Origin of the sequence: uncultured Veillonella sp. (assembly GCF_963524655.1) — a bacterium.
Classification (GTDB): Bacteria; Bacillota; Negativicutes; order Veillonellales; family Veillonellaceae; genus Veillonella.
In genome coordinates this window covers 1-21,480 of sequence record NZ_CAURHA010000008.1, presented here as the reverse complement: position 1 = coordinate 21,480, position 21,480 = coordinate 1, and the positions used below count along the sequence as shown (strand labels likewise).

Below are 21,480 nucleotides of genomic sequence, written 5' to 3'. Positions count from 1 at the left end.
ATACCTATATACCTATATAAACGTAGTAAATATCTATACTTTTACAATGGTATGAGTAAAAAACAAACCATAAAATAAGTATATTTTATGCGTAAAAAATTTAACATAATCAAAAGTCATGTTAATAATATGAAAATAAGTTTAAAAATGATTTAAATTTATGATATAATAATCTCCATAGACAGTTGGAGGTGAGAGTATATGAATTTTGTGGGACGTGCTGAGATTATAGAGAGTATCCAGTCCCGTATCGCTGAGGACAATATGAGCTTGTGTGTTGTGTACGGTCCTCATCGCAGTGGTAAATCCTATGTGGCTTCGCAGCTTGTACGCCGTCATAAGGCGTTATATTTGGCGGGGCGCATGGCCAATGAATCAGTCCATGTGGCTGATATGAATAGAGCTCTGGAGGCACGTTTTGTTCCGACTGATGATCAGGACAAGTTCGAGCCTGTAGATAGCTTGCATCAAGCCTTTGTAGGGCTTTTTGAAAGCAGTGTAAAAATTCCGCAAACCGTGGTGATTGATGACTATCCTTCCTTGGTGGAGGCGGTGCCGCAATTCCCGATTCACTTGCGTGATTTATTAGATACGTATAAAGACACGAGTCGTTTGAACATCATTTTGATGGCCAATGGCCTGGAACAGCTTGATGGCCGCATCATTGGCGAACGCAGCCTCATCGGTCCGTTCGTGTCCGAATACTTCGAGGTGAAACCATTCTCCTTGGTGGATATGAAATCCTTGGGCCTTCACTATGCCAAGGACGATTTGCGCACTGTATTTGCCGTAACAGGCGGTTTGCCTGCGTACGTGCAGTACTTTGATAATGGTGAAAGCATCGATACTAATATCATTAATTTGTTCTTCTCCGTATCGGGCGCTCTATTTGAAGAAACACAGAATATCTTACATCGAGATATGAAAAACATAACAGGTGCTAACGCTATCCTGTCTGGCCTTGCTACCCTTGAAAGACCATACTATGTGGAGCTTTTACAAGCAAGCCAAATTAAAAGTGGCACCTTTACATCCCGCTTGAACGATCTCATGTCCATGGGGCTCGTAGGTCGCATTCAAGCCAATAGCCGTGGACCTGCAAAATACGCAGATTACCACTTCACCAATAGCATGTTCCATTTCTGGTACCGCTATGTGTATAAATACTGGGGTGACATCGTGCGCGGTAACGGCGCTGATGTGTACCACACACATGTAAAACCACAGCTTAAAGACTTTGTGCAAGCTGCATGTATTGCTATCTAATCCAAGATTGTTTATATTTGCCAATCTTTGATTGTGTACTATTACCCAATGATAGTACTATATTCCTCTTATAAAATAACACCACGTCATAGGATGTGGTGTTATTTTTGTATATAATGCTAGTATTTACTACTCTTTATTGCTCTTTACTACTACTATTATTCACTACTTACTACTGCTACTATTATTTACTGTTAGAATTATCTACTAATACTCGTTACTAGCCTTTAGTAATTAGTTTTTATTAATTTTCTATTTTTAGCAATTACTGTGTTGATCGTATAGTTATGACATAGTATGGATAGAAATTACGTCATAGATACCATTAAATGTACAGGAATTTCAAGGAATTGCCGATTTGTCAAAATCCCCGTTCCACGTTATTGTGTAGTTAAGCGCTATGCCATGGCAGGAAAGGGGATTTATGTTATACCAAAACGAAGAACCTTTAGTACAAAGAACATGTATAAAAACTGCAAATTTACAATCTGATACAAACACATCAGACAAACTAGAAACACAGGAGTTACCTCCTGAGGGGTTACGACCAAAATCATTACCTCCGGAGGAACTGAAGTTACAGACCCTCATTTGCGGTCATCAGGTCTTAACGTCCTTGTCGGACAAGAGTCTCGTGTCCATCTGTCAAAAGCCGAATATGCGGATCCAGACGGTGGGATATCAGCCGTGGACCGTCGATGAGCTACGCCATGATGCGGCACAAATCGAGCTCTGCCGCAGGTACAGGCCTCTCATCTTGCACTACACGAATTGCACGGGGAACCGCGAGTTCCGTGAAGACGTAGAGAGCTATTTATGGGCTATCCTTATGGAATCTATCTACAGCTTTGACTTGGATGGCCCCGTACCCTTCGCTGGTTTTGTGAAAGCTGGTGTTAGGTACGGTTATATGCGGTACTGGAAGCGGGAGCGATTGCGCAATCATCGTGAGATTCACATACCAGATCGCACTACCGATGATGGAGATGTAGCGGTGGGCATGGATATCTTCGCATCTGGCGAGAATATAGCAGATATGATTATGACTGCCGATGAAGAACAAAGGCTGCGAGCCCGTCTCGTGTGGGCGTTAGGTAGACTATCTCCAGATCAGCGTGACCTATTGCGTCGCGTTTATGGAGAATGCCAAAGCTTGGTATCGGTCAGTGAAGAACTGAACTGTAGCCGCCAAGCCATCCAGCGACGCCATGAACGAGCCATTCGAAAGCTGCGGAGATACTTGACTACAGATTTTAATAAGATACAAGTGCATTAGACCAAATTTAGTCTATTGAACTAGGTCTACCTAGAATGTATAGAATCCATTAGCCCTAAGGGGCGTTAGTGTAATGTACATGTGTTAATATAATTTAATTTCTTATTTATATTCCAAAATCTGTATATTTCTGTTAATCTCGATTAATAGATATACATAAAATATGCATTCCTCAATTTAAATGAGAAAATATTGACACATCAAGCTATACATAACTTTTACAAGATCATAAAGTCTTTAATTATACATAAATTTCTATAGTTTTGTGTATATATTTACAAAATATTCAACGTAGTATACAATTAAATCAGCAGCAGATTAAAGCATGCGAATCTGCTTTCACAGAACACGTGTTCATTGTATTGTTGAAAGGAATGTTCCTAATTAGAGGGGAGAGAATTCCTATGATAACACATGATGAATTAACAGATATGATGGCCGCTCGGCTATCTAAGGGAGAGGATTTGGATTTGATCTATACGAATCCAAAAAACCACATTGTTTGTTTTATTCCTACTTATGAGCCTGGTGGTGGTGACAGTACGAAGTGCTATTTCGTAGATGGCCGTGAAGAACTGGTCTGTCTGCCGATGCGCACCATTACGCGGGAGCTGGCGGTACAGGAAGGGTTGAGGCCCAATTACATTATGACCAGCGACGGTCGGCGCAGTAGCTATACATCGCCTAAGACCTATGGTCCGCATCTGACCTTTGCCCATATCAAATGTCGGCGCCCTGTCGGCAAAGACGTGGTGTACGGTCTCTTTAACGTGGCTATACCTTATGAATATATCGTTACGGAAGGTCCAGAACCCGATACGAGCTATATTCACGTAGGGAACTTCGCACCGATTTTGGTGTACCAATCCCCACGTCACGTCAAACACAAACTGAACGAAGCCATGCTAGAACACTGCAACTACGTGCGCAAAATGCTAGCCCGCATCAAACTCAGCCAAAACCCACAAGTCGTGGCCGAACTATTTATCGCTTGGAGAGACCTAACGAGATAACACGTTAGGGGGTGAAAGTAGGTTTAAGAGGGGAGAGAAAAGGAGGACATATAGGGAGAAAATAAAATACATAAACAATTAGGTGATTATTAATACATCTAAAAGTCTTTCACTCTTAAAAAGGGGTTGTAATCAGAATGTGGTTAGACTACATTCTGTTACAACCCTTTTGGTATTGCTTATATGATTATTTGATAAATATTATATATTGTAATATTAATTTCTAGGCCAAATTCTTAGTGCTATTTCAGCAAAGTCTTCTTGTCGTTTTACGATTGTAAAGGTAGTCCAATCATCAATGGAGACAAGGTCACGTGTCATTTTAATTTCAGATTTCTTATAGATTTCTTTCTTTTTATCAAAGCCTTTGTTCTTAGCTCTGTTGTTATATTCTTGGCCTAATAGAGTTAGGTTACCTAAACGCCATAGGTATGTTTCGTGGTCTTCATCATTGAAGTTTATCCACTCATCATTAATCTTCTTAGGCAGGATATGTTCAACATGAACACGGTTTGAGTCATCCACAATTTTTGTTTCATTAATATCAAAGTTATTAATTTTGCGAAGTAAATAGCGTATAACTGCATTTTTCTTGGAGTTGAAAATTCTGAAGTTATTGATGAATTCTTCATCTGATACCATAAGAGAATATAGTTTTTTTAGAATATCATCTTTTGTTGGTTTTTTAGAAGACTCGCCTTCACTATTAGGTGGCCAAGTTTTATCGCTAATACTTCTTGCGATTTGTGCAAATACAAGCTCATACTTATTGGCAACAAGCCCTGAAACAACAAAATTTCGAACTACTAGTGTTTCAATTGCTTTTAAAACCTCATTTATATCTTCTTCCGAGTAGTTTTGTAATCTTAGAGCAAAGATTACAGGAATATATGAGGATGCATCTAGTTTTTGCATTTCGATGAGGCGCTCATTTAGCTCAGTCAAATCAAAATCTTTATTATCTTCTGGATGCAATATCGCTGCACATACTTTAGATAAAAATCGTAGATTTGCTAATAATGTATTAACATCCGATTGTGTTTTTATATTTTTGCGTAATGCCTTAAACAGATCTTTTTCGCGAGCAAAACGGTTTGTGCTATTCCAATAGTAACGAATAAATTTTGTTGGATCTATATTATCTAGATTATCGATAATAGTATTCCAAGTTTCAGTGGCGCTAGATAAGTCACTTTGTGCTACACGTAGAATATGATTCTTTAATAAGTCTGCTGTTTCAAGAGCTTTACCACGAGCATTAAGGGATTCAAAGATGATATATGCTTCGTTGATATCATCAGTTTCTACAGTCATTAGTATGAACTGATTAATTAAGCATTGGTATAATTTGTTTAGTTCTATATATTCATTTGGTGCTTTTTTAGTTATGAATTTAGATACTTTATCTTCAAAGAATTTACTTGCGTAGAAGATATTATAATTAGAAGGTCTTAGTCTTTTTTTCTCAAATTTTCTGTCACTATAATCAATTGGTCCACGTGTTTGAATATAATTTATGAAAAACTCTTTATCGACACCACCCATGGATAAATATTGTTCTTTTTTACTTTCTGAAACACGGCCAATATATTTAGTATTAATATCTTCTGCGTCATCATTAGCATCATTATTGTTTGTTGAATCGGCAATTTCTTTAAATTTTGTTCGTAGAATATCTAACAAAATAATTGTTGTAGAGATACGTTGTTGTCCATCGATAATATAGCGTTTACCATCTTCTTTATTCTTATGAATAACAATCTGTCCAAGAAAGTGTTCATCACGAGTGTTTTCTTCATAAATCTCAACTAAGTCTATCCAGAAGTCATCTAGTTGAGTTTCGTCCCATGAGTATCCACGTTGATACTCCGGAATAAATAGTTTTTCATTGCCTAAAAATGAACCTAATTTAATTAGGTTAGAGTTAAGCATCCCCATATTACTACCTCCCATATACATTAAATACTTTCCTTATAAATATTAGATCACACTTTGAGGTAGAGATCAAATATTATAAAAAATAGATAATAAAGTAAGGTTAGAGGCATAAAAAGAGGAGACTGTTTTGAAACAGTCTCCTTTTATGTAATATAAATTTATTAAATCAAGGCTGCCATTTAGAGTACCCAAATCCCATCATGATAATGCTTACCACAAGTAGGCCGTTACCAAGGGTAATGGTGCTTTCAGTTGTGGCTAGGCAGGTAATAAAGGATCCGATGCCCATAATGATTGTGCCTAGTATAGCAGATAGTTTATGAATTGCCATGATAATCACCCTTTGCTTTCACTAACGACATTAGGTTTCACAATATACGTAATGAGTGCGTACAGCAGGGCACCGCTTACGATTCCGTTCAAGGATGGAAGGCCGAATGGAATGAATTTCACGCACACTAATGCGATGGCCCAAGTGATCCATGGAACTAGATTCCATTTTTTGAAAGTCGCTTTGTGGTAATCGATGTATTTTCCACGATGAACTAGGTAAAAGTCCGCTAAGATAATACCGCATAGTGGTGGAACGATAATACCTAATGTACTTAAGAATACAAAGAGGGAATCGATTTTATATGGTTGTGTCATTGTTGCTAATGCAGAGATAGCGATGAGCACGGCTAGCATCATATTTCTGTTTAGTTTGAAAGAGTTTGCTAGGTTCAATGATGTGGAATAGAGGTTTGCACCATTTGTTGTAAAGATATTTGTAGTCAACAATAGTAAGCTTGGGAATACGAGGCCAAAGCTTAAGAGTACGTTAATTAGGTCACCATCATTCATAGCTACGCCTGCGATTGCATCGCAGCTAATCATCAACGTATTGCCGCCTAATAGACCAATGGTGCTGGCTGTAATAACATCTTTCTTGCTTTTACCATAGCGCATAATATCGGCGATACATGTTGCAGTAGATAGAATCCATGTGCCGATAACGATAGTAATACCTGACAGTAAATCAATTGGTTGCAATGGCACATAGTTAAACAGTTCTTGCCAGCCGCCGATTGTTTGAACGGAACGAGCCGCTGTTCCTAGTGAAAGGAATACGATAGACGGAATCGCAATATAGCCGAATACAGCGAGAGATTTAATGCCGAGAACTGCAAAGATACCCATAATAACTGCACTGAGCATCATCGCAATGACTTCGCCTGTGTAGGAAAGGTTGAATACTTGAGCAATAAAATGTCCATATAAAGCCGCTTGAATGGTGTACCAACCTAGGTTAACGATAGGAACGAAGAGGGATGCAATTCTAGATCCTTCCTGACCAAAACTGTATCGAGTCAAAAGGGCAAAGGTAAGGCCTGTTTTATAGGCAATAACGCTCACTAGCCCTGCAATGATACATAAGAAAATATTACCTAGAATCATGGCCAATAGTAATTCGTTGAAAGTCAGCCCCGCAGCTAACCCGCCACCAGCCATCATACTAGTAACAAGAAAAACGAATCCAGTCCAAACAATGGTGAGAGAAAAACAGGACTTCCTTGCCCCTAACGGCACAGGCTCTCTCGAGTACTCATTATCTGTGTTTGTATCAACTGGTTCTACAAACTCTAATTTCTCCTTACTCATACATCTATACTCCTTTACGTAATAAAAAAGCTACCATGATGTGTTTTAAGATTTATATAAGCATGGTAGTAAAGACCTATTAGGTAGCGTAAATATAGTAGATTTCTCTAATAAAGGATAGATATTTATTGTTTTTATAATCGAATAGTATTTGCCTTCATTAAAACATACTTGGAATTAATATTCAACATGTATACTATGCAATTTGAGCAATGCTACTATACAAGCTTTACTTGAGGTATGCTAACTTGTTTTGTATTAATTAATCATAAAGTTAAACGTAAAAAAGCAGTACTATCATATTTTATGGTAGTACTGCCTTTTAGTTTATGTATGATACTGTATTTGATTTAAATTATTTAGAATTGCTAACGTATTACACAAAAGCTTTCATAATAACCATGGAAATCAATGCATTTACAATACTGATTGTCATAAGCATTGGCCAGTATTTTTTAGGTACTTCAACTACACCTAAGAGACGGCCCATATATTGAATTTGGGAGCCCATCAAGAGAAGTGCTGGAGCCAGAATAGTCACTTGTGTCATATCAAGCGTATTATTGGACAGTAAGTTAACTGCAACGCCGATACCAGCAGAATAGGATAGCCAAGCTGTTAACAAGATAGTTACGCTTTCACCAGGAAGACCAAATATTGCCATTGCAGGGGCAAATAGGTTACCTAAAAATGCCATGATACCTAAGATACGTAATAGCTCGGCAAGCGTGTATGCCATCAATACATTAGGTAATAAGTTTTGCGTGGCTAATGTAAAGCCTTTTCGTGCACCACGAATAAATATATCAAATGGATTGTTCGTTTCTTTATTGTTGCTCATCTTTGAAATCCCCCTTGAATACTGTATTAAGCGCGATTCGACATACGACACCACCGAAGAATTTCATAACAAATACTACGATAAGAGGTAGAATAATTGGCACTGTTAAGTACGCAAATATAGCAGATCCAATAGCTACGTAGTTGTTAATCATACCTGCACCGCTATATTGCCATGCTGTCATGATTGTTAATTCTTTGCGGTTAACTAGATTGTTGTCGTAAAGGTCTTTGGTGATCGCTGCACCTGCATCTGTACTTTGTAAGTCAGTAATCATTGCAAGGCCAGTTAATCCAGGGATACCTAAGATAGGTTTCAATAATGGCGTCATTAATTTATGGGCTGCACGGATTGCACCATAGTGTTCTAAAATTTCAAGCACACCTAAAGCCAACATAACTGTTGGAGCTAAGCCCAAGGCAAAGAGGAAACCTGCACGAGCACTGACACCACCTTCACCGATAAAGGTGTTTTTTGCAGGATGGGCCATGGTACCAAATTTACCAGAAATAGTCGCAAAGTCTAATGCAGAGAGCCATTTGAAGCCTTCCACATTGTTAAGTAATCCTGAGAAGAATAGGATTGCTACAGCTAATGCGATATAGCAACCGATGGTTACCTTCTTGGTGAATTGAGTATAGTTTTTCTCATTGTTAGGGTCACTCATGATTTTCAACCTCCTACATAAAACACTTAGAGTTATATGACTATAAGTATATAGTAGAAATAATATGTCGTGCAAGAGTATTATTTACAAAAGTTATATATATTATTAAAAGTTTTTATTATAACCGAGTTGAAAGCAGATATTTGTGTAGTATAATTAATGTATTAGATATAATTCTATAGAACGAGGTATCAGCGATGAGTGAAGTATTAAATTTCTATAATTATTTACATACAATTCCTGAAGAAGGGTTCCAAGAGTTTAAAACTTCTGCTTTTTTAGCAGAAAAGTTGGAAAGTTATGGATATAATGTAACACGCAATGTAGGTGGGGAGACAGGTATTATTGGTATTTATGATAGTGGTAATCCTGGTCCTGTAGTTGCCCTTCGTGCCGACATGGATGCACTTGGCCATATTATCGATGGACAGCATGTATCTCGTCATACTTGTGGCCATGATGGCCATATGTCTATGTTGTTGGCTGCAGCACAAATTATTAAAGAACAGCAATTGGTAAAACGTGGTAAGTTAAAGATTTTATTCCAACCAGCTGAGGAGCTTGGTTCTGGTGCAACTAGTATGATTAAAGGCGGCGCCATTGATGATGTAGAATATATCTTTGGTGCACATGTACGTCCGTTTGAAGAGGCTGAAAATGGTCAGGCTAGTCCAGCCATTCATTATGCATCCTCCTGCCGTATGGTTATTGCCTTTCATGGTAAACCCGCCCATGGTGCACGTCCGCATTTAGGGATTAATGCTTTGGATGCGGCGGTTCAAGCGGTTAATGCAGTTAATGCCATCCATTTGAAACCGACTGATAATTATAGTGTTAAAGCGACTCGGTTCCTTTGTGACTCTGGTGTAACAAATGCAATTCCTGCTAAAGCCGTTGTTACATGGGACTTGCGTGCTCAATATAATAAAACGATGGACGAGCTTTGCGCTAAGTTTTTACCTGCTATCGAAGGCGCAGCTGCCTCTATTGGTGCAAGCGTTGAGGTTTTGGATTCATTCCGCATTCCTGCAGCAGAGCTAAATGATGAGGCTACGACTTTATTGGCTGAGTCTATCTCTGCTATTCTTGGTAAAAGTAATTGTATTGATCCGATTTATACACCAGGCGGTGAAGATTTCTTCTTCTATACAGTAGAAAAACCAAGTCTCAAAGCTGGATTTTTTGGTCTTGGATGTAATTTGCGACCAGGCTTGCATCATCCTGATATGAGCTTTGATACTAGTGCTTTAGAAAATGGTGTTTCTATTTGGCTTAACTTAGTAAAGCGCTTATTAGGTGAATAAGGCTTTTTTATTAGAACCATTAACATGATTAGATAGATTCTATTGTGCTAATGGTTCTATTTTCATTTGACTAACTTTATTTCTTAATCCTTTATCTATGCATCATAGTTATTTTAAATTCTTCATGAATGTGTTATTGTTATATTAATAATGAGTTAAATGCACTTTATGTCGTTGCGAGGTATAGGGTGCAATCAAATACATTACGTATATTGTTATTAGTGTTAATAGAATAGTGAAATGTATTAGCCTATAGCGTGCTAGTGCGTTTCTTGGATGTGAATATGATTCAATCAATAGAGTGTGGTATTGAGATACTCAGGTTATTAGAGACGGGCCCGCTTGGTGTGACTGAGTTGGCGAATGCGACGGCGTTGCCGAAGACGACGGTCCATCGGTTGCTCAAGACCTTTGAGGCCCACCATTGGGTTGAGTTCAATAGGGACAAGAAGTATCAGTTATCTTGGGGCGTTTTGCCTATGGCAAAGTCCTTTCTTACGTCTTTGGATGTGCGTGCCATTGCGCAGCCATACATGGTGGCTATCCGCGATCAGTTGCAGCAGTCCGTGAATTTGTTCTTGGCGCAGGGCGATTATCGCATCTGTATTGAGCGCGTTGCGGCGGACAAGCCCTTGCGTAACGACATCAAGATCGGCACGGTGTACCCTATCTTTAAAGGGGCGGCGGGCAAGATTTTTGGGGCCTATCTAGGGAACTTCAAGGATACGGATATGAGTGCTAGTGAAAGCGCCCAAATTCGTCATGATGGGTATGTGGTAACACGAGGCAATCGCGTGCCTGATGCGGCATCGATAGCGGTTCCTATCTTCTCCTTTGGCAATAAGCTAGAGGCGGTGATGACCATCTCTGGTCCTATAGGGGACTACACGGAAGAACGCGTCAACGAGTATCTATCTGTCATGATGGTATTAGGTCAAACCATTTCTAAACAAATGGGAGCGACCTTGTAAATTTTTTTATCCAATATTTGGAATAGAGTTCCATAATACGGAACATTTATATATGTTGTTATAGATAGGCTTGTATTTGTAGTTATACTTAGGTTTTTATAGTGTGTATGTTGGAGGTAGAAATGAGTCAGCTTTTACAAGAAATAGAAGCATTAAGACAGCCCATGAAGGAGTTGAACGATTTCATCTTCGATCATCCTGAGCTCGGAAACGAAGAGTTCCAAGCCCATGAGCTGTTGACGAATTTATTGGAGAAGGAAGGGTTCACCGTAGACCGTGAGGTGAGTGGGCTCAAAACGGCGTTCAGAGCGGTGTACCACGTAAACGGTGGCGGTCCTAAGATCGGGTTGCTTTGCGAGTACGATGCCCTTGAAGGCTTGGGCCATGCGTGTGGTCACAATTTACAAGGTCCATCCATTTGTACGGCGGCGATTGCTTTGAAATGTACGTTAAAAGCGCCTTGTACGCTAGTTGTGTACGGTACGCCTGCAGAGGAAACGGCGAGCGGCAAGCTCGTTATGGCTCGCGAAGGCGTGTTTGACGATTTAGATCTAGCTTTCATGATGCACGGCAGCGATACGACGACGGTGGACGGCAAGTCTTTGGCGCTCAATCTTGTGAATATCAAATTCCACGGCAAGTCTGCTCACGCGGCGATTGCTCCAGAAAAGGGCATCAGCGCCTTAGATGCGGTATTGTTGTTCTTTAACGGCATGGAGTACTTGCGCGAGCACGTGCCGACTGAGGTTCGCATGCACGGAATCATCACTGATGGCGGCAAGGCAGCGAATATTGTTCCAGATTATGCGTGCACGCAATGGTATATTCGTTCTTCCAGTCGCATTCGTCTCGACGAGGTTGTGGCTCGTGTGAAAGACGTGGCGCAAGGGGCGGCGTTACAGGTAGGCGCTACCATGGAATGGGAAGAGGTTAAGGCGTATGACAACAAAGTCAATGTACAAACCTTGAACGATATACTTTTAAAAAATGCAGAAAAGGTAGGGGCCCCAGAGATTTCTGAGCCTCGCAAGGTAACGGGATCCACCGATTTCTCTAGCGTTACGTTCCGCGTGCCAGGTGCCTGCTTGCGCGTGAAATTCGTAGGCAAGGGCGTGACGAGTCATTCTCAGGAATGGTTAGACAATGGTAAAAGCCAGCTCGCTGAGGACGCTATCATGTATGGTGCGAAGGGCATTGCCTTATCTGTGGAGGAAATCCTTGAAACACCGGGCTTGTTAGAAAAAATCAAAGAGGATTTCAAACAAGCGAAGGAAACGTTCTAAGTATTGTGTTGTAAATGGAGGGACATTGTATGAATTTGTTAGTTTGTTTATTGGTCATCGTCATCACGGGGACGCTAGTTATTAAGAAGTTTAAAGCGCAAACCGTATTGTTGTTAGGCGGTCTTATTATGATGTTTGCAGCGTACTTGTTAGGCTACACAACATCTTTCGTAGAAGCGAAGAAGTCCACAGGGGTTCTTTTCTTTGATGCTTTTGAATTCATTAATATTACGACTGCAAAAGATGCGGCAAACCTTGGTCTCATGATCATGACTTGTACTGGTTTTGCGAAGTACATGGACCACATCGGTGCCAGCTCTCGCCTCGTTGTTACGGCCATTAAACCACTTGGTAAAATGAAATCTGCGTACCTAGTAATGGCGCTTACATTTATCCTTAATATGTTCATGTCCCTAGTTATTCCAAGTGCGTCTGGCCTTGCGATGCTCATGATGGTGACAATTTTCCCAATCCTTGTGCGCTTAGGTGTTAGCCCTGTAGGTGCGGCGGCGGCTGTTGCGACAGGCCACTTACTCGACATCGGTCCTGCCTCTGCAACGACATTGCTCGTATCCAAAACTGTAAACATGCCTATCCACGAGTACTTCGTTGGTTATCAGTTGAAAGTATATATTATCTGTGGCTTGATGGCAGCTATTGCTCATTTCATCTGGCAAAAATACATGGATAAAAAATCTGGTCACACCCCTGCAGAATATGTAGAAGAGCATAAAACGGATGAGCTTGAAGTGGGTCCATTGGCGTATATCTTCTTGCCTTTATTGCCCTTGATCTTCATCCTTGGCTTCAGCGAATATGGTATTAAAGGCGTTAAAATGAACGTAAACCTTGCGATGTTCCTCAGCTTGTTCATCGCTATGGGCTGCGAACTCATTCGTCATCGCGACTTCCGCAAAATGGCGGCTAGCATCCAAACCTTCTTCAAAGGCATGGGCGACCAATTTGCAAACACTGTAACATTGATCGTTGCTGGTGAAACATTCGCTTTCGGTTTGACTTCCCTAGGCATCGTAAAAGAATTCGTTGCTGCTATTCAAGGCCTTGCGATCTCCGCTGACGTAGTAGGCGTTATCGTGTCTGGTATCATCATGGGCCTCAGCGTAGTAATGGGCTCTGGCGTTGCGTCTATGTTCGCCTTTGCTCCACTAGTTCCAAACTTTGCTGCTGACCTTGGCGGTAATGCCACAACAATCCTTCTCGGCATGCAAAACGCAGCTAGCGTAGGCCGTCTACTCAGCCCAATCAGTGCTGTTATGATTGCCGTAGCTGGTATCGCAAACATCTCTAGCTTCGACCTCGTTAAACGTACAAGCGTACCTGTCATCGTTACTTTCATTACAAGTACAATTGCGATCTGGATTATTCACTAATCCTACACAAGATTTTATTGGTACATAGCAACTAACATGCGAGTGTAAATAAAAATAAGTCATTAATGACAAAATATGTAAACTACTAAAGGCTCTACCTTCTTCTGGGGTAGAGTCTTTTTAATTATAAAATGAATTTAAAATGAAATTTTCGTTGACTGGCTAGCTTTCACTATTTATAATGAATATGAATTAATATAGATAATTTTCAACAGATTTATAAATACAAGTGTGAATCGTATATAAGGGGGAAGAGAGAGTATTATGAAGGTGTATAAAGCTTTATTGATAGGTAGTGTATTAGGAACGATTAGTATGCCAACAGTGATGGCGGACATGTATAATAATGTCAATTTAGGGACAGATAATACAGTTGTGGCTAATACATCCGCTAATGTAGCGGTAGGTAACATGAATACTACGGATATTTGGGGTATTGCCGTAGGCTCTAATAATACTGCTAAACTTGGCACTATTGCCGTTGGTCGTGATAATACGGGGGATGACAATCAGGTTATTATAGGCACGAATAATACAGCTACAGGTCCGAGACATAGACAATCGAGTGGTACAGGTAACTTTGTGGCAGGCGATCATAATGTAGTAGAAGGTGATTCATCTATTGTTATTGGCCGCTATAATAGCGCTATATCCGAATATGCACTTCAGCCGATTACAATTATTGGCAATACTTCGACTGCTAAAAGTAATGGTATCGTTATCGGTTCTAATTCAGAGGCAGATACTGGTAATATTGCGATTGGTAATCATGTTCGTGCTATTGGTAGACCTGGTAAGGTAGATCCTGATAATATATTTAAGTTCTTACATTCTGATGCTAAACGAGATTCTTATAGTTTGGTTTCTTTTGGTGGTAGACAGGTGAAAGGTGTAGAGCCAGGTGCTATGACTGAAACCTCTATGGATGCTGTAAATGGGGCTCAATTGTATAGCGTAGCCAAAGAAGCGATGCGTCATCCGACGGTTGCTGCGGAAGATTATACATCTGATATTATTGTGACTGAAGGTAAGAACCCAGATGGCTCGACTAAGTACAAGCTTAAGATGGCCGATAATTATGTAACCTCTAAGATTCCTACGGTTAATAGTAGTTTTAATATTACGGTGGATAAATATAGAGAGTTCAACACGTTAAAAGATAATTATTATGTGTCTTTGAATTCAGACTTGGAGAACTTAAATTCCGCCCAGTTTGCTGAACATGAGTACCCTTATAGTGTGCCTGCAGAGGATGCGAATGTATCTGAAATTAATAGTAACGAAGTAAGATTTGATAATCGTCGAGCTAAATTAGGCTCCTCCCTAACCGCACAGAGTGTTCAGTTTAATGCTGAGCGTAGTACGTCTTCTTTAGATAGTACGTTTTTAATTTTCAAAAATAGTATTAATGGTAATACGAGTACCTTTGGTCCGAGTGGCTTTTTTAGTGAAACAAAGGATGGCAAGCGGATTGAGTTTTCCTCTGAGTACATAAATGCAGGGAACCAACAAATCCATAATGTGGCTAAAGGGGTAGATGATACAGATGCTGTGAATGTGGCACAGTTGAAAGATGTGGAACGGAAGATTACCAATATTGACTCTAATGTTATTAATCAAGCTAGATCGTATACGGATGGACAAGTTGCCAAAGTAGGGGCTGGTGCAGCGGCGTTAGCTGGATTACATCCACTAGATTATAATCCAAACGATAAGTGGAGTTTTGGCGTTGGTTTTGGTAATTATAAAAATGCGCAGGCAACCGCGCTAGGCGCCTTTTACCAACCTAATGAACACACGATGTTTAACATTGCTACCACCCTTGGGGATAATCGTAATATGGTGAGCTTAGGGGCTAATGTGAAAGTAGGCTATCAAGATCCAACACTTAAAATGAGTCGCTTTGAAATGGCTAAACAAATTAAAGATTTACAATCTGACAATGCATCATTACGGACTGAAGTAGATGAAATTAAAGCAGCGTTGAAAACATTGCAAGAAGCAGCTATAAACACAGGGAGAAGGGATTTATAATGAACAAAATGTTGTTATTGTTAGCCGGTGTTGTGTCTGTGTTGAGTATGAATGGTTTAACGGTTCATGCGGATTCTACGGTTTCTACAAATAGTGAAAATTTGTTGGTCAATACGAGTACTAATGCAGATGGTTCTACGAATTATGAGATTTCTACGACGAATTATCCTATATATCAGGGAACGTTTATAGGCACTGCTGGGGATATTAACCACGGTATTCGTATTGAGTCTGACGGCATATCTATTAGTAGCACTGTAGGAGCGGATGCCGGTCATCCTGATGATCGTCATGCTCATATTGGAGCTGGTCACTTTGATATGTATAATGGCACGCATGAGCTTGTCTGGGTGGAAGACTATGGCTTGGCTATCCTCGATCGAAAAGAAAATAAATATATGGCACAGATGGAGCCTAAAACTTTTACGATGACCAATATACAAAGTGGTGATAAGTCTGAGCTTAGCACAGATGGCACAAAGATTGTGCACTATGACAACGAGAACAGCACTGAATACAATACGAATTATGGATATAATGGGGTGACCATCACGACTACCGATGGGGACCATGATAATGAGAAAACGGTGTCTCTCACTAATAAAGGCCTAGATAATGGGAATAATAAAATCGTAAATGTGTCTAAGGGCGAGGTTTCTAAAACCTCTACGGAGGTCATTAACGGCAGTCAGTTGCACGAGGTGAAAACGCAGGTTGATAATAACACGAATCGTATTTCTACGCTCGAAAATAATACGGTGAATATTGGGGATAAGGTGCTCAACAACGCCAAGTCCTATACGGATCGTCAGGTGTCCAAGGTAGGCGCTGGCTCTGCGGCATTGGCGGGCCTGCACTATTTGGACTACAATCCAAACGATAAATGGTCCTTTGCTACTAGCCTAGGCCACTATAAACACTCCACCGCTAGCGCTATCGGTGCGTCCTATCAGCCGAACGAAAACTCCATGGTTCACGCTGGCGTTACCCTTGGTGGTGAAAGCATGTTTAACATCGGGGCCTCTTTCAAAGTGGGCGAACAAGATCCAACACTCAAAACAAGTCGCTTTGAAATGGCTAAGCAAATTAAAGAACTACAAGCCGATAACGCATCACTGCGCGCAGACAACGAAGAACTACGCGCTGAAGTAAATGAAATTAAAGCAATATTACAAAAATTGCAGTAATTAATGGAATACTTAGACTTAGAAAATGCCAAGCAACTAAGACATGCAGTAATAAAAGAGTAAAGAAATAAGAAAAAGACCGTACTTTTGGGGTACGGTCTTTGTTGTATTTATCTGTATATTCCTATTATTCGTTCCTTATTGTATCGTATATTAGTTCGTCATATAATAACATTAGGATAGTTAGACGAGGTTGGGCCTCTCTTCATTTTTGAAGGGAGGGATAAGCCTATGAGTGATTATGAAATAATCATGCTCCTTTTACAAGTACTGGCTGTTGTCATTGCTTTTGGAGCACTGGTAGCCCTTATTTGCCTTACAAAAAGCAAATAGCCCTCCGTTACCGCATGGTAGCTAAGTAAACAGAAAGGCCATTTCCTAAGTATTTTGATTTTCGAGATGCGCCCGACGTTTCCACTCGTCTGACTATCTTCTTATATTATAGGGACAAAGTGGTATATCGTCAAATTGTGATAAATGAGTATCATTGTATCAGATTTATGTAGATAATTGAGCTTACATATGATGTATAATAAATATAGTTTATATCATAGTTTATGAGGCTTAAGGAGAGATGTATGTTAAAACGATTTTTCATGGTGATGGCCCTGACGCTAGCTTTCACCATGCCTAGCCAAGCGATTTCGATACAGGAGCTCAAGTCATCACCGCAGTTTAAGGTGGTTGCTGAGGTAACGCCTGATGTTCCCAATGCAGATGAGCATACTACGTGGTATTTAGACACGAGCTCTATTGAGGTGCTAGAGTACGCGCCGCCGATGTATAAGATCAAGGCTACTGTGTACAATGCGTATCAGTCGCCACGGAAACATGTTATTTTTAGTGATTCTTGGATTGTGTCCTATGATACGCGTTTATCGTTGGCAAGTCAGGTATATCGCGCGAAACAGGCGGGTACATCGTTGACGACGGTTATTGATGCGGCACAGACGAAAACAGGTATGACGGACACGGAGGAACCATTGGGTAGATTCTCCTTTGATGGACAGTCGCTGCCGGTTCAGGTGAAAGCTTCGACTCGTGCTATTGTGCGTACGGCGCCTAATACGACGCGTTACGATATAGCAGATACATTATTCTATGAAGCGTATCGTATGCATTTTGAGGATGTGGTGGTGAAATGAGGCCCATGATGAAAGTACTATATATAGCAATGGCGTTGGCGCTATCTTGTGTGGTGCCTGCGCACAGCATGTCCATGCAAGACTTACAAAATACGAGCCGCTTTGAAATGCTTCATGGCTTTGGTGAAAGCGGCAATGGTGATGGCACCTTTATAGATAAGGACTCCATCAAGGCCTCTAATGGACCGAATGGAACCAAGCAAATTGCCGTCACACAGTATGTGCTCATGCCTGCTGGTGACATGATTCAGGAAAAGCAAGTCTTATACACCTTTGATACAAAGTATTCTTTTGCGAATCTCATAAAGAAGCTCGAATTCCATCAATTGGGATCCTATAAAGAACTGTGGCTGTTTAAACAAAAGCACTCAGGTGTAACATCTAGTGTTGTTGATTTCAAAGAGTATCATATAGATGGGAATCGCTATGACATACAAAGTGAAGCAAGAGATAGACGAATGGCAACGGCCCCTGTAGACTTTGGCTTTGCAGGATACCTCTTGGCGAACCGCCTGTATGAGCGTGTGTATGACGTACAATTCGAAGATATCGTTGTAAAATAAGAAGAACTCCTATTGGTTTGACCGATAGGAGTTCTGTATTTATCCATATATTTCTATTATTCGTTCCTTATTGTATCGCATATTAGTTCGTTCTATAATAGGCTTAGGATAGTTAGACGAGGTTGGGCCTCTCTTCGTTTTTGAAGGGAGGGATAAGCCTATGAGTGATTATAAAATAATCATGCTCTTATTACAGGTGATAACAGTAGTTATTGCCTTTGGGGCTTTAATAGCGCTTATTTGTCTCACAAAAGACAAATAGCCCTCCGTTGCCTAGTGTAACTAGATAACTGAAAGGCCATTTCTCAAGATTTTTTGCTTTTAGAGATGCGCCTGACGCAGCTACTCGTCTGACTATCTACCTATATTATAGTAAGGTTATGATATATCGTCAAATTGTGATGAATGTGTGTATGACATACAATTTAAGGATATAGTTGTAAAATAAGAAAAACTCCTATTGGCTTTCACCGATAGGAGTTTTGGTTTTATAATTGTAATTTGATAGTACTTTTAGGATTTAGGCCTACTATTAAGTTACAGATTATAATAAATTGATTACATCTCTTTTACATCATCAGGTATAGCCGGAGGAGCCGGTGGTTTACCCATGGATCTTTCAATGAACACCACAGCCACAAAGACGATGAGGCTGACGATGGAACCAAAGATGATGGACATAATGCCATATGGGTTGCCCACGAATTCCCAGTACACGCCTGCGATGGAGCCAAGCACGATGGACCAAATGCCAGCGCCAGCTGTTGCATTTTTCCAAGTGAGGCCTAGTAGGAATGCGGCGAATGGGCCAGCGGATCTCATTGTGAAAGCAAATACGAGCATCGGAATGATGGCTTTGCTTACGAGGGAGATAACGATGGCGATAATGCCGAGGAATAGCACGCATAGACGGCTGTAACTTGTGAGCTGTGCATCAGTGAGGCTTTTACCAAAATGATGCTCCACAATATCCTTGGTAAATACAGTAGCAGCGCCTAATAGGTCGCCTGCGCCTGATGAAAGCGTCGCCGATACGACAGCGGCCATAACGAAGCCTGCCATTACTGGAGGCATGAGGTTAAGTGCAACCGTTGCCACCGCATTGTTCGCTTCGATATTCGGGAACTCAGCTAATGCTACGAGGCCTAATACGGCAGGAACGAAGGCGAATAACGCCATGATAATACCACAAATGATAGAACCGAGAACGGCCGTTTTTTCGTCTTTCGCGGCGAAGTACCGTTGAACCGATTCTTGGCCGGTGGAGAAGGTCATGAAGTACATGATAATAAGGCCGATGATGGTTTTCCAACCAACCTTTGTAAAGCCCAGCTGTTCAGGTGGTAATTTTGCTACTACCGCTTCCCAACCGCCCACATTATGGAGTACGAACGGCACAGCGAGGGAGAAGCCCCCAACGAGAACAAAGAAATGGATAACATCCGTCATCGTTACGCTCCACATGCCGCCGGACATGGTGTAAATTACGAGAACCGCGCCGCAGATGAGGATGGCGAGCTCTGTTGAAAGCCCAGTGAGAACGCTAATAATTGTTGCTGTCGCTGTAATCTGTACGCCTGCTAGCGTAATTGTTGCCAGCATGGACAGAATGGATGTAATTAAATGGCTAGAGCCACCGAAGCGACGACCGATGATCTCCGGCACTGTTGTTGCCATAGCACGACGCAAAAGCGGTGCGATGAAAGCAACGAGAATAACCCCAATCCCTGCAGAGACTACGTACCAACCTGCAGATAAACCCCAAGAACCATACGCTTTCGCGGCTACACCAACGGTACTCCCACCACCGATTTCCGTAGCTGCTAACGTGCCTGCCGTCATAAGAACCCCAATACGACGACCTGCGAGTAGATAGTCAGTACTATCTTTTACACGAATATGACAATACACGCCGACCAATAAATTCAGTAATAAATAGGCACAAACAATAACCCATATAATAGTTAAAGAATCCATATGCCACCTCCTAAACTACAAACTAGTTAGAGACACATACTAAATCACCCTTACCTACTTGTGGTGTGTACGCAAGTATAATTATATTATCTCTAAAAATAGGGGAAATTACAAAGAGGAGTTTCTTGGAACGTTGGAGAATGTATATATATTAGGAACTAAAAAAAGCCCGTCATTGACGGGCTTTTGGGGCTTTAATAGCGATTATTTGTCTTGGAAAAGACAAATAGCCCTTCGTTATCTTAGATGATTCGATAACTGAAAGGCCATTTCTCAAGCTTTTTTGTTTTCAGAGATGAGCCTGACGGTACGACTCGTCTGACTATCTACTTATATTATAGGGATAAAGATATATATCGTCAAATAGAGATAAACCTTATAAATTTGGTTAAAGAGTGGTTAGATGCAGTGGGTAAACTTATATACGTCATAAAAACTATACTAGTGCTTTATTTCAAGCTTTTGCTTGTTATTATATGGGGGATTTCCTTAGGTCTTTTTTCTACGATGTCCTACAATCCTGCATTAGAGCCCTATTCACTAGGGGACTTAAAATTATATGTAATACTATTATTTGGTAATATATGCTGTATTCCGTGGCTCGTGTTGTGGTGTAAAAGATTATCCCCAGCCTTTAATAAACCGAAAATATATTATAAGGCTAAAGACTGGATCCGGACTAAGAAAGAAGAGGTATTTGCTTACAAGGTTATTTTCTTGGGTTTAGGTCTCTTGGTAAAAGCATATTTAGTAATTTATCTTGCTATTTTACTTGGCTACTGTATTGCCGTAAGTATTCCATTTTTATTTGGCATACTATCTCTTATTTTTTCTCTAGTCCTTTAAACATCTGAAAGCGAGCTACTCGCTGATTTGAGCGACTCGGCTTTTATTAGTTTATTCATATATTTCTATTATTCGTTCCTTATTGTATCGTATATTAGTTCGTTCTATAATAGACTTAGGATAGTTAGACGAGGTTG

The 21,480-nt window shown here is 40.5% G+C and carries 17 protein-coding genes and 1 pseudogene; 12 read left to right on the top strand and 6 right to left on the bottom strand.

Going from position 1 to position 21,480, the window contains the following annotated elements; all coding sequences use genetic code 11:
• Positions 1 to 201 precede the first annotated feature (201 nt).
• From RYM16_RS02825 to RYM16_RS02815, 3 genes are all read left to right on the top strand, one after another.
• A complete protein-coding gene (locus RYM16_RS02825) occupies positions 202 to 1,266 on the top strand; it encodes an ATP-binding protein (RefSeq protein WP_314982169.1) in 1,065 nt (354 codons plus the stop codon).
• A 658-nt stretch (positions 1,267 to 1,924) separates the two neighbouring features.
• Positions 1,925 to 2,542, top strand: coding sequence for a sigma-70 family RNA polymerase sigma factor (locus RYM16_RS02820; RefSeq protein ID WP_314982167.1), 618 nt, complete (start codon positions 1,925 to 1,927; stop codon positions 2,540 to 2,542).
• A 404-nt stretch (positions 2,543 to 2,946) separates the two neighbouring features.
• Positions 2,947 to 3,555 (top strand): hypothetical protein, encoded by a 609-nt coding sequence (locus RYM16_RS02815; protein WP_009351599.1) that lies wholly within the window; start codon positions 2,947 to 2,949, stop codon positions 3,553 to 3,555.
• 216 nt (positions 3,556 to 3,771) lie between these two features.
• Here the strand turns inward: RYM16_RS02815 and RYM16_RS02810 are convergent, their stop codons facing one another.
• The 5 genes from RYM16_RS02810 to RYM16_RS02790 form a co-directional block, all read right to left on the bottom strand.
• On the bottom strand, positions 3,772 to 5,493 hold the full coding sequence (locus RYM16_RS02810) for a DUF262 domain-containing HNH endonuclease family protein (protein WP_314982165.1): 1,722 nt from the start codon (positions 5,491 to 5,493) through the stop codon (positions 3,772 to 3,774).
• A gap of 166 nt (positions 5,494 to 5,659) precedes the next feature.
• A complete protein-coding gene (locus RYM16_RS02805) occupies positions 5,660 to 5,824 on the bottom strand; it encodes a hypothetical protein (protein ID WP_288187546.1) in 165 nt (54 codons plus the stop codon).
• Positions 5,825 to 5,829: 5 nt separating this feature from the next.
• Complete coding sequence (locus RYM16_RS02800; protein ID WP_314982163.1) at positions 5,830 to 7,134, bottom strand: cytosine permease; 1,305 nt, start codon at positions 7,132 to 7,134, stop codon at positions 5,830 to 5,832.
• A 376-nt stretch (positions 7,135 to 7,510) separates the two neighbouring features.
• Positions 7,511 to 7,975, bottom strand: a complete 465-nt coding sequence (locus RYM16_RS02795) for a YjiG family protein (RefSeq protein WP_314982160.1) — start codon at positions 7,973 to 7,975, stop codon at positions 7,511 to 7,513.
• Positions 7,962 to 8,642, bottom strand: a complete 681-nt coding sequence (locus RYM16_RS02790; RefSeq protein WP_274204388.1) for a nucleoside recognition domain-containing protein — start codon at positions 8,640 to 8,642, stop codon at positions 7,962 to 7,964. Before RYM16_RS02790 ends, RYM16_RS02795 begins: the two co-directional genes overlap by 14 nt.
• A 197-nt stretch (positions 8,643 to 8,839) precedes the next feature.
• Here RYM16_RS02790 and RYM16_RS02785 point away from each other — a divergent pair, with 197 nt between their 5' ends.
• From RYM16_RS02785 to RYM16_RS02745, 9 genes and pseudogenes are all read left to right on the top strand, one after another.
• On the top strand, positions 8,840 to 9,946 hold the full coding sequence (locus tag RYM16_RS02785) for a M20 peptidase aminoacylase family protein (RefSeq protein ID WP_314982159.1): 1,107 nt from the start codon (positions 8,840 to 8,842) through the stop codon (positions 9,944 to 9,946).
• A gap of 284 nt (positions 9,947 to 10,230) precedes the next feature.
• Positions 10,231 to 10,371, top strand: a pseudogene (locus RYM16_RS02780) (helix-turn-helix domain-containing protein); the annotation flags it as partial.
• A 54-nt stretch (positions 10,372 to 10,425) separates the two neighbouring features.
• Entirely contained in the window at positions 10,426 to 10,917 is a 492-nt protein-coding gene (locus tag RYM16_RS02775) for an IclR family transcriptional regulator C-terminal domain-containing protein (RefSeq protein ID WP_314982216.1), read from the top strand.
• Positions 10,918 to 11,039: 122 nt separating this feature from the next.
• Positions 11,040 to 12,200 (top strand): M20 family metallopeptidase, encoded by a 1,161-nt coding sequence (locus tag RYM16_RS02770; RefSeq protein WP_314982157.1) that lies wholly within the window; start codon positions 11,040 to 11,042, stop codon positions 12,198 to 12,200.
• Between the two features lie 29 nt (positions 12,201 to 12,229).
• Positions 12,230 to 13,591: a C4-dicarboxylate transporter DcuC gene (gene dcuC, locus RYM16_RS02765; RefSeq protein ID WP_314982155.1), complete on the top strand. Its 1,362-nt coding sequence runs from the start codon at positions 12,230 to 12,232 to the stop codon at positions 13,589 to 13,591.
• A gap of 264 nt (positions 13,592 to 13,855) precedes the next feature.
• Positions 13,856 to 15,625, top strand: coding sequence for a YadA-like family protein (locus RYM16_RS02760; protein WP_314982153.1), 1,770 nt, complete (start codon positions 13,856 to 13,858; stop codon positions 15,623 to 15,625).
• Positions 15,625 to 16,812 (top strand): YadA-like family protein, encoded by a 1,188-nt coding sequence (locus RYM16_RS02755; protein ID WP_314982151.1) that lies wholly within the window; start codon positions 15,625 to 15,627, stop codon positions 16,810 to 16,812. The genes RYM16_RS02760 and RYM16_RS02755 overlap by 1 nt, the downstream gene beginning before the upstream one ends.
• A gap of 596 nt (positions 16,813 to 17,408) precedes the next feature.
• Complete coding sequence (locus tag RYM16_RS02750; RefSeq protein WP_314982149.1) at positions 17,409 to 17,957, top strand: hypothetical protein; 549 nt, start codon at positions 17,409 to 17,411, stop codon at positions 17,955 to 17,957.
• A gap of 5 nt (positions 17,958 to 17,962) precedes the next feature.
• Positions 17,963 to 18,520: a hypothetical protein gene (locus tag RYM16_RS02745; protein WP_314982148.1), complete on the top strand. Its 558-nt coding sequence runs from the start codon at positions 17,963 to 17,965 to the stop codon at positions 18,518 to 18,520.
• 558 nt (positions 18,521 to 19,078) lie between these two features.
• On the opposite strand, the gene RYM16_RS02740 is transcribed toward RYM16_RS02745, so the two are convergent.
• The gene (locus RYM16_RS02740) at positions 19,079 to 20,497 is read right to left on the bottom strand and encodes a sodium:solute symporter family protein (RefSeq protein WP_314982146.1); all 1,419 of its coding nucleotides are present in this window, start codon (positions 20,495 to 20,497) and stop codon (positions 19,079 to 19,081) included.
• Positions 20,498 to 21,480: the final 983 nt, after the last annotated feature.

Coding starts and splice junctions, on each gene's coding strand:
- RYM16_RS02800 (WP_314982163.1), bottom strand. CDS start 7,134: ATGAGTAAGGAGAAATTAGAGTTTGTAGAACCAGTTGATACAAACACA.
- RYM16_RS02770 (WP_314982157.1), top strand. CDS start 11,040: ATGAGTCAGCTTTTACAAGAAATAGAAGCATTAAGACAGCCCATGAAG.
- RYM16_RS02825 (WP_314982169.1), top strand. CDS start 202: ATGAATTTTGTGGGACGTGCTGAGATTATAGAGAGTATCCAGTCCCGT.
- RYM16_RS02760 (WP_314982153.1), top strand. CDS start 13,856: ATGAAGGTGTATAAAGCTTTATTGATAGGTAGTGTATTAGGAACGATT.
- RYM16_RS02740 (WP_314982146.1), bottom strand. CDS start 20,497: ATGGATTCTTTAACTATTATATGGGTTATTGTTTGTGCCTATTTATTA.
- RYM16_RS02790 (WP_274204388.1), bottom strand. CDS start 8,642: ATGAGTGACCCTAACAATGAGAAAAACTATACTCAATTCACCAAGAAG.
- RYM16_RS02750 (WP_314982149.1), top strand. CDS start 17,409: ATGGTGATGGCCCTGACGCTAGCTTTCACCATGCCTAGCCAAGCGATT.
- RYM16_RS02785 (WP_314982159.1), top strand. CDS start 8,840: ATGAGTGAAGTATTAAATTTCTATAATTATTTACATACAATTCCTGAA.
- RYM16_RS02820 (WP_314982167.1), top strand. CDS start 1,925: ATGCGGATCCAGACGGTGGGATATCAGCCGTGGACCGTCGATGAGCTA.
- RYM16_RS02805 (WP_288187546.1), bottom strand. CDS start 5,824: ATGGCAATTCATAAACTATCTGCTATACTAGGCACAATCATTATGGGC.
- RYM16_RS02755 (WP_314982151.1), top strand. CDS start 15,625: ATGAACAAAATGTTGTTATTGTTAGCCGGTGTTGTGTCTGTGTTGAGT.
- RYM16_RS02810 (WP_314982165.1), bottom strand. CDS start 5,493: ATGGGGATGCTTAACTCTAACCTAATTAAATTAGGTTCATTTTTAGGC.
- RYM16_RS02745 (WP_314982148.1), top strand. CDS start 17,963: ATGATGAAAGTACTATATATAGCAATGGCGTTGGCGCTATCTTGTGTG.
- RYM16_RS02775 (WP_314982216.1), top strand. CDS start 10,426: ATGGCAAAGTCCTTTCTTACGTCTTTGGATGTGCGTGCCATTGCGCAG.
- dcuC (WP_314982155.1), top strand. CDS start 12,230: ATGAATTTGTTAGTTTGTTTATTGGTCATCGTCATCACGGGGACGCTA.
- RYM16_RS02815 (WP_009351599.1), top strand. CDS start 2,947: ATGATAACACATGATGAATTAACAGATATGATGGCCGCTCGGCTATCT.
- RYM16_RS02795 (WP_314982160.1), bottom strand. CDS start 7,975: ATGAGCAACAATAAAGAAACGAACAATCCATTTGATATATTTATTCGT.